Source organism: Eubacterium sp. AF22-8LB (assembly GCF_003458715.1).
Classification (GTDB): Bacteria; Bacillota_I; Bacilli_A; order Erysipelotrichales; family Erysipelotrichaceae; genus Holdemanella.
In genome coordinates this window covers 1-15,155 of record NZ_QRVI01000019.1, presented here as the reverse complement: position 1 = coordinate 15,155, position 15,155 = coordinate 1, and the positions used below count along the sequence as shown (strand labels likewise).

Genomic DNA, 15,155 nt, shown 5'->3' with positions numbered 1-15,155 from the left:
ATGTTTTCGTTCCAAGTTAATTTCTTTGTGTGAATTCTTGTAGATAAATTAGAATTTGTCATTCCTTTTTGTTCTTTTCAATAGCACTAATCGTGCAAGCAAAACCAGTAATCATTGAAAGTAATATTGCTCTGGTCATTGCTTCGTTCATTCTAGAACCAAAGAAAAAGACGACCAATGCTGCAATTATCATAAGAATAATTGAAATCATTGTTTTCATAATATACCTCCATCAAGTCCGATTTGTAATTCTATTCTTCATTTAAAAGATGTTGTAATTCTTCTTTGCTTGGTAATACTGTTTGGTATTTACTCGCAAATATTTGGTTATTGTTTTCAGGTAAAGTCATTTCCACAATAGATTGTTTTTTATCTTTGCATAAAATAATCCCAATAGTGTTATTTTCATCGTCAAGTTTTACTTTACGATCATAGTAATTCACATACATTTGCATTTGTCCAATGTCTTGATGTTTTAATTCTCCAATTTTTAAATCAATTAATACAAAACATTTTAGTATTCTGTTGAAGAATACTAAATCGACTTTGAAATGTTCTTCGTCAAATGTTAGTCTAACTTGTCTACCTACAAATGTATAGCCTTTACCAAGTTCGAGTAAGAATTGTTGTAAATGATCAATAATCTTATTCTCTAACTCAGTTTCGGAATATACAGGTAATTCTGGCAATTGTAAAAATTCTAATACATATGGATCTTTTATCGCATCTGCTGGCTTTTCGATTATTTGTCCTTTTTGTGATAATAACATCACTTCATCTTTATTTTTACTTAAAGATAAACGTTCATATAATGAAGAATCATATTGTCTTTTTAATTCTGATAAACTCCAATCGTTTTTTATTGATTCAATTTCATAAAAATGTCTTTCTTCAATATTTGAAATTCTCATTAGTTTCAAATAATGTGACCAGCTTAAATAAAATTTACGCCCTGTAACAGTTGTAGGGTAGTTTTTGAATTGGCTAAACACTGTTTGGCTAATTGAATCATTTGAGTATATAAGATAGAATTGACGAAAATTTTTTAAATTCGATATGGAATATCCTTTACCATAATGTTCAGTCAAAAAAGACGATAAGTTTCTAATTATATATTTACCATATTCTGCTCGATTATCGCCATTTTGTTCTTCTTCAATAATCATTCGTCCAATTTCAAAATATGTATAGACCATAGCAATATTCACAGCAGTCTTAACATTTTTCTTGGCTTCTTCGATTAATAAAGAAACTTTATTTAGAAATTTGTTGCTTACTTCATTCATATGTAATACACCACGCTTTCGCTATATAATGTTTTTCTTGCGAATCCTTTTCTGATGAGACTACAGACAAGAGAGGAGCAGTACCTACAGAATAGGTTTCCTAAACGAAAGGTTGTAAGTTCAAATCTTATCAGGGACACCATATAGAGTTAAAAATAGCACTGAAATCATTTTATGTTTTTTTTCATCCTTTTTACTATAACCGCTTACAAATGATAAAAAACATGTACTTTTTGTGTTCAATCACGTATACTAAAAAGTAGGTGAATACATAATGAGGAGAGAATAATATGATAATAAGGAAGCGAATAGTGTCGCTTTTTTTAGCGACGACATTGTTGATGCCACTTACACAAATTACTCCATTGAATGCTGAATCAGATGCAAAAGAAGTGGATGTCATGTTTACACATGATACGCATTCTCATTTGGATAGTTTCACAACAAATATAGATGGAGAATTTCAAGAAGTAGGTGGTTTTTCTCGAATTAAAACATTGATTAATGAACAAAAGAAAGAGAATCCAAATACACTTATCTTGGATGGTGGGGATTTCTCAATGGGAACGTTGGTTCAAACAGTATATGATACGCAAGCAGCTGAACTTAGAATGCTTGGCTATCTTGGATATGATGTCACAACATTAGGAAATCATGAGTTTGATTATCGTTCAAAAGGTTTGGCCAATATGTTAAAGACAGCCAAAAGTTCGGGTGAAACAATACCAGAACTTGTTATTTGTAATGTGGATTGGGATGGCATGAAAAAGGCTGGATTGAATAAAGGTCAAAAACAGATTCAGTCCGGATTTGAAACTTATGGAGTAAAGGATTATGTTGTCATTCAAAAAGGGGATACAAAGATAGCTATTACAGGTGCTTTTGGAAAAGATTCTTTAAAATGTGCACCAACATGTGAATTGTTGTTTAAAGATCCTGTAGAGGCAGTGAAAGATACAGTTGAAAAAATCAAGAAGAATGAAGAAGTAGATATGATTGTTTGTGTATCTCATTGTGGTACTTGGGAGGATGAAAATAAATCCGAGGATGAACTTCTTGCCAAAAATGTTAAGGATATTGATTTAATCATTAGTGGACATACACATTCAGAATTAAAAGAACCTATTCAACATGAAAATACATATATTGTATCTTGTGGTGAATATGGAAAAAATATAGGTTCTCTTTCGTTGAAACAGAATTCGAATGGTCGTTGGGATTTAAGTTCTTATGAGTTGATTCCTGTATCTGAAAATATACAGCCGGATGAAAAAACACAAAATCGTATTGATGAATTGATGGATACAGTGGATACGAATTATCTTGCAGATTTTGGCTATACAAGAAGTGAAGTTTTAGCGCAGAATGATATTAAATTTAATAGTTTAGAAGACTTGTATTCAAAACATGAAGAATCAAATCTTGGACAAATTATTGCGGATTCATTTGCGTATGCAGCTGATTCAGTCGATGTAGCCGTAGTTCCAAGTGGAACTATACGAGATACATATACAAAGGGAGATATTACAGTAGAAGATGTATATAATTCATTTTCTTTAGGAATTGGAAAAGATGGTATAGCTGGTTATCCTTTGATTTCTACATATCTTACGGGAAAAGAATTGAAACTAGCGGCCGAAGTAGATGCTTCAGTTTCTGATTTTATGACAACGGCAAGATTGTATAGTAGTGGACTTAATTTTACTTACAATCCAAATCGAATGATTTTAAATAAAGTTACAGATTGTTATCTTACAAAAGAAGGCCAAAGAATTGAGATTCAAGATGATCAATTGTATCATGTTGTGACAGATTTATACACAGGACAGATGCTTGGTTCAGTAAATAAAATGTCATATGGACTTTTGTCACTTGAACCAAAAGATCAGGATGGAAATCCAATTGAAAATCTTGAGGATCATATCATTAAAGAAGATGGCAAAGAACTAAAAGCTTGGGATGCGATTGCAAGATATATGTGCTCTTTTGATGATACAGATGGTGATGGAATTGCCAATGTTTCAAAATACTATGCTTCAAAACATGAACATAAGGTTGTGGATGATAGTAAGAATATAATTGACTTGATTAAAAAGCCAAATAAATTTAGTGCAATGATTGTGACAATCGTTTTAGTCATTATTTTACTAATTGTACTTTTAATTTTATTGATTCGTAGAATTGTTCGTAAGATAAGAAAAAAGAATAAATAGTAGAAAAGTTAGGGGAATCCTAGCTTTTTAAATATTAACATTTGATTGACTTATATACTTTGCATGATACAATTTAATTAAAAGTGAACGTGATTCATTTTTTAGAAAAGTTATATTTCTTTTACGATAGAAATCAATATTTCAAGAGTAGTCGTTTCATCAAAATCATAATCAAGATTTGAATAATTCGATTCAGCAACTGCATTGATAATTGAATGGATAGCACTCGCATATGTGTTTAATCGAATTTCTGAAGCCGAAGGATTTTCTTTTCTAAGAATGTATACTAATGTTTTTTGAAAAGCTCGCGTTGCTGGAGGAGTAGAGTCATTTATATCATTTTCTATAAGAGCTTCGGCATAATATTTATAAATGGGGTTATCACGGAATTTTTTGACGGATATAAGAATAGAAGATAATGTTTCCTCCAAAGTGGCGTTAGTTTCCTGGATACGAACAATGGATTTTAAACAAGAACTTTCAATATAATTTGTCCATAATTCGACAAGAATATCTGTCTTAGTCTTGTAGTGTTTGTAGAAAATACCTGTAGAGTAGCCAGCACGAGTAACAATATCTGTAATTGTAGTATGATTAAAGCCTTGTTCTATAAATAAGGAATGTGCAGCTTTCAATAATTCGTTATGTGTAATTTTAGATTTTTCAGTTTGATTCATAAGATACCTCATTGTTTCTTGAGTATATCAAATTATAAAATCAAAATCACGTTAAAAAGAGGAGAAAAATATATGAACCAGAATTACCCTACTTTATTATCGCCTGCAAAAATTGGAAATGTTGAACTAAGAAACAGAACAGTAATGGCAGCCATGGGAATGAGCCAGTCCACAAATGGCTTTGTGAATGATGCAGTTGTGAACCACTATGTTGAAAGAGCCAGAGGTGGAGTTGGTATGATTGTTGTTGAAGTAACATGTGTGGATGCACCCCTTGGTTTAAATACGGCACAAATGTTAGTGATTGATGATGATAAATATATTCCAGGAATGACTCGTTTAGCATCTGCCATTCATGAAGAAGGGGCGAAAGCTGTACTACAAATTAGTCATACAGGTCGTGGTGCGCGTCGTAAAATTACAGGGCACCAGCCAGTTGGACCTAGTGCGGTGGCGATGCCATATTCATTTATGATGGGGTTGAGTAATGAAGAGCCTCGAGAATTAACGATTGATGAAATTCATGATATTGAGGAAAAATATGCACAAGCAGCGTTACGTGCAAAAAAAGCTGGATTTGATGGTGTTGAAATACATAGTGTTGGATACTATATGGGACAACAATTCTTATCATCTACCGCAAATATTAGAACGGATGAATATGGTGGAAATCCAGAGAACAGAGTTCGTTTCCATTTAAATATTATTCGTCGAATTCGTGAATTATGTGGAGATGATTTCGCAATTATTGTAAAATTTAGTGCTGTTGAAGCTGGAGAAAACGCTGGTATCACAATGGAAGATGGTATGTATTATGCCAAGCGTTTCCAGGATGTGGGAGTAGATGCTTTAGAAGTACTTGCGGGTACTTGGAAAAAAGAAGCATCGGCAGAAGATATGCCGACATCGGCTGCCAAATCATGTCAAGCTGTTGGTCTTTGCCAGGCATTAAAATATGGAATTTATAAGATGACGGGGGCTCCTGCAACTATAAAAATGATTGGTGGAGGTCGTGCTCAAAATCCAGAAGCAGCAGAAAAGGCTTTGTCTGAAAATATGTGTGAATTTATCTTTATTGGCCATGGCTTGATGGCAGATCCTCATTTAGTCAGAAAGATTGCAGAAAATAAAGAAAAAGAAATTCAACCATGTTTAGGATGCGATATGTGTATTAACTCACAACTACAAGATGGAATGGCACTTTGTTGCTCAGTAAACCCAGTAGCTGGACAAGGCGATAATGACTATACTATCAAACCTGCAGATAAGAGTAAAAAGGTTATTGTAGTTGGTGGTGGTGTGGCTGGTGTTGAAGCAGCTCGAATTGCGGCAATGCGCGGACATCAAGTCGATTTATACGAAAAAAGTGATCGAATTGGAGGTCAATTTAATTTGGCAATTGCACCACCAAATAAAGATAACTTTAAACCACTCCTTCCATGGATGGAATACCAATTAGAAAAATATCATGTAAATGTACATTTAAATACAGAAATAAATGCAGATCAAATTTCTGAAATGAACCCAGACGTTGTGATTTGTGCAACAGGTTTAAAACCAGCAAAGCTTCCTATTATTGGATTTGAACGTGCAATAAACGCAAAGGAAGTTCTTGGTGGAGCTAAAACGGGAAAAGATGTTGTGATTATTGGTGGAGGTAGTGTGGGTATTGAAACAGCCGAATTAATTGCACAAGAAGAAGATAAGAATATTACAATTATTGAAATGACAGATACAATTGCATTGAATATGGTAAATTGCACAAGAACAGTTGTGTTAGGACATTTAAAAGCAGATGATGTCCATTTTAAAATGAATAGTATATGTAAAGAAATTAGAAAAAATGCAGTTGTTTATACAGATAAAGAGGGCGTAGAACATGAAATTCATGCCGATACTGTAATTGTTTCAGTTGGAGATGTTCCAAATACTGCATTATTTGAAGAGATCAAAGATAAAGTTAATGAAGTTTATAACATTGGCGACAGCAATGGTGGTGGACTAATTTATAAAGCTATGCAAGAGGGATATCGAGTTGCATTAAAAATTTAGTTAACAAAACGAGGCGCATTGCCTCGTTTTGTTGTCTTATGAGTCGTTACAGCTTTTATTCATGCCTTAAAGCTTCAATTGGATCTAGATTTGCAGCTTTATAGCTAGGCAACAATCCAAAAATAATACCTATAGCCATAGAGAATAATACGGATAACAACATGGCAGGAATACTAATGGATACAGGAGTACCATTGAATATTGATATTAATTTAGCCAAACCAATACCTGTTAATACACCTACAATACCTCCAATCGAAGTAAGTACTACAGCTTCAGTCAAGAATTGGAATAGAATAGCTTTTTTCTTAGCACCAATGGCTTTTTTAAGACCAATTTCTTTTGTTCTTTCCGTTACTGTTACTAACATGATGTTCATAACCCCAATACCACCTACAAGTAAGGAAATACCGGCAATCCAGATCAACATCGCATTTGTGGATTTAGAAAGATTTTGAATATCTTTAGCCTGCTTTAATAAATCTTGTGCTTTATATTGAACACTTGAAGAAGAAACATTTGTATTTAAGATAGTAGCTGCTTCTTTTCCAACACGAGTCATATTAGAAGTGGCATCCACTTTCAGTAATGCGTTTTGTGGTTCATCAAACTGATAGAAGATTGGCCAAGATTCACTTGGAACATAGACTTTAGAACCCGTAGACTGATTATATGTACGGTAATCATCAATACTTTCCATTATAGGTTCAAAAGTTTCTTTATCTGCACATACACCAACAATGGTGAATGGTGTTGAAGAAATTTCAATCGTTTTACCAATCGGATTGGTTTCACCAAAGAGAAGGTGAGCACTTGTTTCATCTAATATAGCTACTTGTCTAAAGTGTTTGTTGTCTTCATCCGTAATGCCTCTTCCTTTTTTTATAGTTAATCCAGCAATAGAGAAGTAGTCTTGTTGAACACCGACAATATAACCACCATCTAAAGATGTGTTATTTCGATAAATGGCTTGATAGCTTTGTCTAGAACGATAAAGCGTTGCACCTTGGACATGATCGATGTTTTTTAATGATTCAAGTGTATCTTTTGAAACTGTAGGCACACCATCAGGAATTCCTGAATCAAAGGAATATTCCCAATCCTCTTGGTATAGAGCCACCTTTACGGTGTTATCACCTGAACCAATTAAGTTTTTTTCAATCTGATCATTTGTCCCTTTGATTGTAGAAACAATCGCAATGATAGAAGCGATTCCAATAATGATTCCTAACATTGTAAGGAAGGAACGCATCTTATGCGCAAAAATACCTTGAAATGATAATCTTATATTTTCAATCATGATGCATCCTCCGATGATTTTTTGACTTTAACACCCTCTTTTGCGTTTTTACCATACGCAAACGCAATATAATCGGTATCTGTAAGACCCTCCTTGATTTCCATTGTATCTCCCCATACAATTTTACCAATTGTGACATACTGCTTTTTCAATTTGCCATGAACATCTTTAAGTACATAGTACTTGTTTCCTTCTTGTTTAACATAAGCCTTAGAAAGCCAAATGGAGCTTGTCGTGTCTGCAGAAATATTGAAGGTTAATTCTAAGGATTCTCCTGTCTTTAAAGAAGAAGCATCTTCAGCATAGGCTTCAAATCCATAATAGCTCACATTTGGATTGCCAGAACCATTATAGTAGCTATTTGAAGAAGGAACGGTATCAATACTTTGAATCTTGGCATCAAACGTTTCTCCACTTGTCCAGGCATATGCAGAAATTGAATCGCCCTTTTTTATTTGATCCAACATCAATTCACTGACAGTTCCTTTGATGTAGGTTCCTTGACCACCTGCAACTTCTAAGAAGGTATTTCCATCCTGTAAAGAATCGGATGTGTTTTTGACATTGCGAACAACGCCACTATGTGTTGCACGAATAATTCCATCATTTAATAGATTCTTATTTTCGCTTAAAGAAAGCTGGGCTTTTCTTAAATCTAAATCAAGATTTTTTAATTCTTGTTTTTTATCACGGATTGCTTTCGCAAGTTCGATTTCTGTATAACCCGAAGTGCTATCTTGACTTGATTCTTGTTTAATTTCTTCATATCGTTGGTCTTCTTTTGTATGTGAAGTAACTGAATACATATCGCCTTCATTCATAGATTGTTTTGTCGCAAATGTATCGCAGCGAATAAGCCATGAAGAATTTACTTCTCCCTCATTTGTATATACATCGAATCTAAAGTATTGATTTAAATTTGCATTGTCTAAAAATAGCTTTCCATATACATACCCTTGATCTTCGCTTAACTTGAATACATAAGGATTCTTTTTTGTTCCAGCTAAAGAAATATCTTCATAGGGAATTTGTTGTTTATTACTATAATATTCTACCGCATCCTTTGAATCATACGCATTGGTTGAACCATCTGTATATGTATATTCAATCCAGTACCAACATGCATTATCTGAAGCTTTTTCAACTCTTTCTTCTTTCCATAAGGAAGAAGCATCACTAGGTCCTTTTTCAGGAGCTTCACTTTCTGTGGAAGCATAGTAGATTTTATAAGCTGTAAAATTGTTTTCAGCTTGAGAAAGCGAAAGAATATAAGGATATGAACCATTCCCATTCTTATTCGGAACACCAGGCAAAGGTAGAGGCTTTGATTCTGGTATTTCTGGTTCAGGTGTTATTTCTGGAACGGGTGTAGTATTTAATAATTTCTTTAATTCGTGCTCGGCAAGTGTAATCGCATTCTGTGCTTTTTCAACTTCTAATTGGCTAGAGTCCACCGAACTTTTTAGTGTAGTTAAGTCATATGATAATAAAGGATCGCCTGCATTAACTTGTTGGCCTTCTTTGACAAAGACATTTGTGATTGTTTTAGAAGAATCATATAGAACGGATTGTGTTGCACTATTTGATACAAAGCCAGATGATGAAGCTGGATTATCCCAATAGCCTGAATTTAAGGTTGCGACAGAATGTACATCAATTACCTTTTTGGAATGCATATACACTTGAATTCCAACTAAAGAAATAGCACAGACTGAAGCAGCTATAATTCCTTTTTTTATAGAAGGTTTCATGCGACACCTCCTTGCTTATTTTCAATGATTTCTCCATCAATAATATGAAGAATCTTTTTGGCATGACTTGCGACATTGGCATCATGGGTAATCATAATAATTGTGACACCCTCACCATTTAAAGTTTTAAATAATTCCATAACCTGCTTTCCACTCGCTTGATCAAGAGCTCCCGTAGGTTCATCGGCAAGAAGAATTTTGGGGTTATTAATAATGGCACGGGCAATCGCAACACGCTGTTTTTGGCCACCTGATAATTGGTTTGGCTTAAATGTTGTACGATCTGCTAAACCTACTTTACTTAATGCAACATTAGCCCTATGATTTCTTGTCTCTTTATCAACACCTGCATAAATTAAAGGCAAGGCTACATTTTCTTGAGCAGTTTGAGAATTTAGAAGATTGAAATTTTGAAATACAAAACCAATTTTGTTCAATCTTAGATCACTTAAAGCATCATCATTCATTTCAGAAATGTCTTCCTCTTCGAAAAGATAGGTTCCTTCACTTGCTCGATCTAAACATCCAATAATATTCATCAGTGTTGTTTTACCAGATCCACTAGGTCCCATGATTGCAATATAATCTCCTTGTGCTACTTCAAGACTGACATCCTTTAAAACAGGGACAATCAAAGGTTCTTTACCATAGTTTTTATCAATATTTTGAAGATTAAGAAGCATTTGTTTCACCATCCGTTTCCGTTTGGATTTCAGTTGTTGTCTTCATACCTTCTGAATATGAATCATCAGCCCAAGCTATATAGTCATCTTCACTTAGTCCAGACTTTATTTCTGTAGTATATGTTGCTTCATCAGTGTTGCCAAGCTCTACTTTTCTTTTCTTTAATTTACCACGTTCAGATACCCATACATAGGAATTTCCATTATCATCCGAAACTATAAAGCTTGCATCAAGCCAGATTCCTTTTTTCTTTGTAGATTGTCCATTATCTACTTCAATATATACATGTTGACCTAACATTAATCCTTTATTGTTTTCTAAAGAGACAAAGAAAGGGTATTTAGATGCAGTTTCACCTGAATCATTTCCATAAAAGTTATTGTTTGAATTGGATTGAGGATCTGTTTCTACCTTTGTGACAGTTCCTTTATACACTTGATCTTCATTCACACGACTTCGGATAATGACATTGCTTCCTTCAGAAATAGATCCCATCTCACTTATTGTACCCTTGACTCTTAAATCGCCAGTTTGAGTAATAGATATAAGTGGTTTTTGGTTGCCACTCTCATCTGTACCACCATCCTTATTGATTTCTTTGATAATTCCATCAATAGTTGAAATAACAGTAGAATTTTCGATTTGTTTATTCAATTGATCTATTTCTGTTTGTGTGGATTTTATTGTGTTTTGAGCCTGACGAATCGCATAACTTGCATCATTGATTCGTGCCTGAATCTCAACCTTATCTCCACCTTTATTCAGTTCAGCTTTATAATCGGCGATGGTGTTATTCTGAGCAGCAATTTCATTGTTCTGTGCTTCAATATCCAATTTTTTTTGGGCAATGGAATTTGAAGCTTCCGTTGTATCATAAGTAAATAATCGATCACCCTTATGTACTTTTTGTCCTGCTTCTACATAAATATCTGTGATGCTTTTATTTCCATCTTGATTGATGTCTAATGTTTCCTGGGATTCAACTACACCAGAATAACGGTTTTCAGTATAGGATGAACCAATGACTGAGGATACCTTTTGAACGTAGATGTTTCCATTGTTGGATTCTTTTGGAAACAAAAAATAAATGCCGATAATGGTAATTAAAATGCATACTGAGATTAAAATTATAATTTTAGTCTTTTTTTTCATAGATTATTCTCCTGATTTATTATCGCTATATATTCAGTATATCAAATACTATTGTAGAAAATTCCTTAATATTCCTTAAATTATGGTATACTTTAAAGGTTGTTAAAAAGAGAGGGATATTAACAAATGAATTCACTGAAACCGATGTTACTTTTATCATTGAAAAGCTATGATAAGTCTCAGCTTGTCAAAGATGTGACAGCTGGAATTATTGTCGCTATTATCGCATTACCATTATCGATTGCATTGGCACTTGCTTCAGGTGTTGGACCGGAAGCCGGTATATTTACTGCAATCGTAGCAGGTTTTGTCATTTCAGCATTAGGTGGAAGCAGTGTACAAATTGCAGGACCTACGGCTGCATTTGCGACGATTGTTGCTGGAATTGTAGCCCATGATGGAATGGATGGACTTATTGTTGCCACTATTCTTGCGGGTATCTTTTTGATTTTAATGGGACTTTGTCATTTTGGAAGTCTAATCAAGTTTATTCCATTTACCATTACAACAGGTTTTACTTCCGGTATAGCCGTTACGATTGTGATTGGACAACTAAAAGATTTTTTTGGATTAACCTATCCAACGGGAGTAAAGCCTATTGAGACAGTCGAAAAATTTGAGGCTGTAATCAACAATTTTTCTACAATCAATATGGATGCCGTAATTGTAGGTGTGGTATCTTTAGCTATCTTGATTATTGCTCCATATATTTTTAAAAGAATTCCAGGCTCACTTTTAGCCGTTATTGCAGGAATTTTGATGGTTCAATTCTTGCCTTTAAAGGTAAATACAATTGGAAATCTTTATACAATCAGTAATGCATTACCCACTTTACATTTTCCAAGCTTATCATTAAACATGATTCAAAATGCATTACCAAATGCACTAACCATAGCCGTGTTGGCTGCCATTGAATCATTACTTTCTTGTGTTGTTGCGGATGGCATGATTAACGGTAAACATCGTTCGGATATGGAACTTGTTGCGCAGGGTGCTGGAAATATCGCATCCGCATTATTTGGAGGAATTCCTGCCACGGGTGCTATCGCTAGAACGGCTGCCAATATTAAAAATGGTGGAAGAACACCAATTGCTGGTATGGTTCACTCCATCACATTGGTGATTGTATTAGTTGTCTTGATGCCATATGCTGGTATGATTCCGATGCCTACAATTGCAGCGATTTTATTTATCGTCGCATACAATATGTGTCAATGGCGTACCTTTGTGAACTTAGTTAAAACTGCACCTAAGAGTGATGTTATTGTGCTTGTCACTTCATTTGTACTAACTGTAATCTTTGATTTGGTTGTAGCCATTGAAGTGGGTATGGTACTCGCATGTTTATTATTTATTAAACGTATGAGTGAAGAAACAAAAGTCAATGGATGGACATATGTAGATGATGATACACCAGATGTAGATGAACATCTTCAAAAGCTTCCACTTCAGATTCGTGTCTATGAGATTTCAGGACCTTTATTCTTTGGTGCTGCTAGTGTAATTGAAGAAATTGCCGTCAAAGATTTTACAACATGCCTCGTTCTTCGTATGCGCAGTGTTCCTGCATTAGATAGTACGGCACTAAACGCATTAAAAGATTTAGTTCAGGTTTGTGAATCAAAAGGAATCACGATTGTGTTCTCACATGTGAATGATCAACCAATGAAGGTTATGGAAAAGGCGGGCTTTATTGAGCTCGTTGGAGAAGAAAACTTCCAACCAAGTATCAGTGCTGCACTAGATCGTGCAGAAGAAATTATTCATAAATAAACAAAAAAACGCGTTTGCGTTTTTTTAATTTGTTTCAAATAATTTCATCCTATCGGATACAAATTCATTATCATTGATCTTTTGTTCAATATTCTTGTTGAGTGGACAATGTTCTCGTGTAATTGTATAGTTGCTTCCACTAAAATTAAATGTGATGTATTCAAGATTATCGATCAATTTGAATAGAGATACAGAATTGTACACTAGAGCTTTATGTATATATAAGTTTTCATTGTTGTACCAATCTGTACAATTATAGTTTATTGTAAGTCCATAGTTTTCAGAATCAATTTCAAAGACATAACCATATTCCGATAGGGGTAAGGAATTTAGTAAATGGGAAGTATTACTGTTGTCTCCAATATATTTACTTTTATATTTTTTTAGTTGTTCAAATGAACTTTTATCCACATTAAAAGGACTTGTTGGAACGGTATCAATGGTATATTGTTTCTTGTCGTCAATTAAGTAATATTCATTGGGTGTATTGGCATTGATGCGAAATACATTATAAAAAGGATTTTGGTATTCAATCATTTTATTGCCATCATCACTAAATACAGTAGTTGTAGTCAGTCGATAGATGGGTGGTTGTTTAAATTGGGTTACATTGACATAGTCGAAAATAAAGAAGATGCCTAAAAGTAAAATGAATAAAATTGTTGAAATCAATCCTTTCTTGAGTAGAGAACTAATCTTTAATTCTCTAAATATTCCAACTACAAATAAGAACAATCCAATCATAGAATAGATGCTGCTCCAGCTGCTTTCAGAAGGGAAAACAGTAAATGCGCAAAGGGATGTGAAAATACCTATACCAATAATGAATAATGATATTTTCTTATGTTCATTCTTGATTTTCTTATCTGTATAATCAATGGTTTGAATCAGGTTTTGTTCAGAATACTCCTTCGCCTCTTCTTTAATGATTTCTTCTCCAGCTAAAAGTTCATTTAATGTGATATCTAATTCTTTGCTCAAAGGTTCAAGTAAAGATAAGTCTGGCATATAATGTCCATTTTCCCATCGTGAAATGGTTTTATTTGTCACGCCTAATTTTTCAGCTAATTGTTCTTGTGTATATCCTTTTTTCTTACGATTCATCGCGATAAAGGCTCCTATCTTTTTTGTGTCCATAATGGACCTCCTTTCATCTAAAATCTTACTATTTCTAGTATAGATTGAACATACCACAAATGGCGAATTAGCTGATTCTTCTTGACTTAAATAAGTATGTCCCATACAATAATCGAGTACATTAAGAATAACGTTCACTCTTCACCGGATGAGTGGTTAAAGCGTCTAGAATCAAATCGTAGGTGCAGTGATTTACACTGTAAGATTTGGTTTTAGGCGCTTCTTTTTTTTGGAGGTAAGTATGAATAAGACAAAAGAATTATTGGTACAAATGATGTGGGAACTTGTTGGCAGTATTTTTGTGGCCATTGGTATCTATAACTTTGCCGTACAAGCTAAGTTTCCTATGACAGGATTTTCAGGGATTTCGATTATTTTTTATCGACTATTTAATATTCCGATTGGTTTTTCAACGATTTTATTGAATATACCTGTTGCGATACTTTGTTACAAATTATTAGGAAAGAAGTTTTTTATCAGTTCCATTCGCTGTATGATTGTTTCTTCATTGATTATTGACTATGTGGCACCATTATTTCCTGTCTATCAAGGAGATCGACTACTTGCTGCCCTATGTACGGGCGTTTTTGGTGGAATTGGCTATGCGATGATCTATACAAGAAATTCATCTACAGGAGGATCTGATTTTATTATCATGGCTGTAAAGGCATTGAGGCCTCATTTATCTTTAGGAAATATTGCCTTCTTGTCGGATGTTGGCATTATTTTAGTGGGTGGTATTTTATTTAAAGATGTAGATGGAATGATTTATGGTATGATTGTAAATTTATTATTCGCGGTTGTAGTGGATAAAATGATTTATGGTTTGAATTCAGGAAAGGTTGCTTTTATTGTCACAAAACAGGGAAAAAGAATTTGTCAGGTGATTGATGAAGCAAGTCAAAGGGGAAGTACGATTTTAAATGCACAAGGTGGATATAAACAAGATGATATGCAAGTGGTAATGTGTGCATGTAATAGTAAAGAAATGTATCAAGTTCGAAAGGCTGTACAAGAAGCGGATCCTGAATCTTTCTTTGTGGTTGTCGAATCGCATGAAGTGCATGGAGAGGGGTTTAAAATGACAAATATAGGAGAAGCTCAAAGTTAAATTCATGAACGTACTGAAA

12 protein-coding genes are annotated in these 15,155 nt (G+C 34.0%); 4 read left to right on the top strand and 8 right to left on the bottom strand.

What is annotated here, in order from left to right; genetic code table 11:
• Nucleotides 1-58: 58 nt before the first annotated feature.
• Together DWY01_RS11660 and DWY01_RS08015 are read right to left on the bottom strand one after the other, a co-directional pair.
• Nucleotides 59-220, bottom strand: coding sequence for a hypothetical protein (locus tag DWY01_RS11660; RefSeq protein ID WP_199519929.1), 162 nt, complete (start codon nt 218-220; stop codon nt 59-61).
• Nucleotides 221-251: 31 nt separating this feature from the next.
• Complete coding sequence (locus tag DWY01_RS08015) at nt 252-1,286, bottom strand: YhcG family protein (protein WP_117995624.1); 1,035 nt, start codon at nt 1,284-1,286, stop codon at nt 252-254.
• A gap of 311 nt (nt 1,287-1,597) precedes the next feature.
• On the opposite strand from DWY01_RS08015, the gene DWY01_RS08010 reads away from it, so the two are divergent.
• Nucleotides 1,598-3,499, top strand: a complete 1,902-nt coding sequence (locus tag DWY01_RS08010; RefSeq protein WP_371412824.1) for a bifunctional UDP-sugar hydrolase/5'-nucleotidase — start codon at nt 1,598-1,600, stop codon at nt 3,497-3,499.
• Nucleotides 3,500-3,609: 110 nt separating this feature from the next.
• On the opposite strand, the gene DWY01_RS08005 is transcribed toward DWY01_RS08010, so the two are convergent.
• Nucleotides 3,610-4,176, bottom strand: a complete 567-nt coding sequence (locus DWY01_RS08005) for a TetR/AcrR family transcriptional regulator (protein ID WP_158553682.1) — start codon at nt 4,174-4,176, stop codon at nt 3,610-3,612.
• Between the two features lie 72 nt (nt 4,177-4,248).
• Here DWY01_RS08005 and DWY01_RS08000 point away from each other — a divergent pair, with 72 nt between their 5' ends.
• On the top strand, nt 4,249-6,228 hold the full coding sequence (locus DWY01_RS08000) for an FAD-dependent oxidoreductase (protein ID WP_117995621.1): 1,980 nt from the start codon (nt 4,249-4,251) through the stop codon (nt 6,226-6,228).
• A gap of 55 nt (nt 6,229-6,283) precedes the next feature.
• Here DWY01_RS08000 and DWY01_RS07995 read toward each other — a convergent pair whose 3' ends face one another.
• The 4 genes from DWY01_RS07995 to DWY01_RS07980 are packed head-to-tail and all read right to left on the bottom strand — an operon-like array spanning nt 6,284 to nt 11,115.
• On the bottom strand, nt 6,284-7,528 hold the full coding sequence (locus DWY01_RS07995) for an ABC transporter permease (RefSeq protein ID WP_117995620.1): 1,245 nt from the start codon (nt 7,526-7,528) through the stop codon (nt 6,284-6,286).
• Nucleotides 7,525-9,279, bottom strand: coding sequence for a biotin/lipoyl-binding protein (locus DWY01_RS07990; RefSeq protein WP_117995619.1), 1,755 nt, complete (start codon nt 9,277-9,279; stop codon nt 7,525-7,527). The genes DWY01_RS07995 and DWY01_RS07990 overlap by 4 nt, the downstream gene beginning before the upstream one ends.
• Complete coding sequence (locus DWY01_RS07985; RefSeq protein WP_117995618.1) at nt 9,276-9,962, bottom strand: ABC transporter ATP-binding protein; 687 nt, start codon at nt 9,960-9,962, stop codon at nt 9,276-9,278. The genes DWY01_RS07990 and DWY01_RS07985 overlap by 4 nt, the downstream gene beginning before the upstream one ends.
• Nucleotides 9,952-11,115 (bottom strand): efflux RND transporter periplasmic adaptor subunit, encoded by a 1,164-nt coding sequence (locus tag DWY01_RS07980; RefSeq protein ID WP_117995617.1) that lies wholly within the window; start codon nt 11,113-11,115, stop codon nt 9,952-9,954. Before DWY01_RS07980 ends, DWY01_RS07985 begins: the two co-directional genes overlap by 11 nt.
• A 126-nt stretch (nt 11,116-11,241) precedes the next feature.
• Between DWY01_RS07980 and DWY01_RS07975 the strand changes: the two genes are divergently transcribed.
• Complete coding sequence (locus DWY01_RS07975) at nt 11,242-12,888, top strand: SulP family inorganic anion transporter (protein ID WP_117995616.1); 1,647 nt, start codon at nt 11,242-11,244, stop codon at nt 12,886-12,888.
• 24 nt (nt 12,889-12,912) lie between these two features.
• On the opposite strand, the gene DWY01_RS07970 is transcribed toward DWY01_RS07975, so the two are convergent.
• Nucleotides 12,913-14,025: a DUF4825 domain-containing protein gene (locus DWY01_RS07970; RefSeq protein ID WP_158553681.1), complete on the bottom strand. Its 1,113-nt coding sequence runs from the start codon at nt 14,023-14,025 to the stop codon at nt 12,913-12,915.
• A 241-nt stretch (nt 14,026-14,266) separates the two neighbouring features.
• Here DWY01_RS07970 and DWY01_RS07965 point away from each other — a divergent pair, with 241 nt between their 5' ends.
• Complete coding sequence (locus tag DWY01_RS07965) at nt 14,267-15,136, top strand: YitT family protein (RefSeq protein ID WP_117995614.1); 870 nt, start codon at nt 14,267-14,269, stop codon at nt 15,134-15,136.
• The last annotated feature ends 19 nt before the right edge of the window (nt 15,137-15,155 follow it).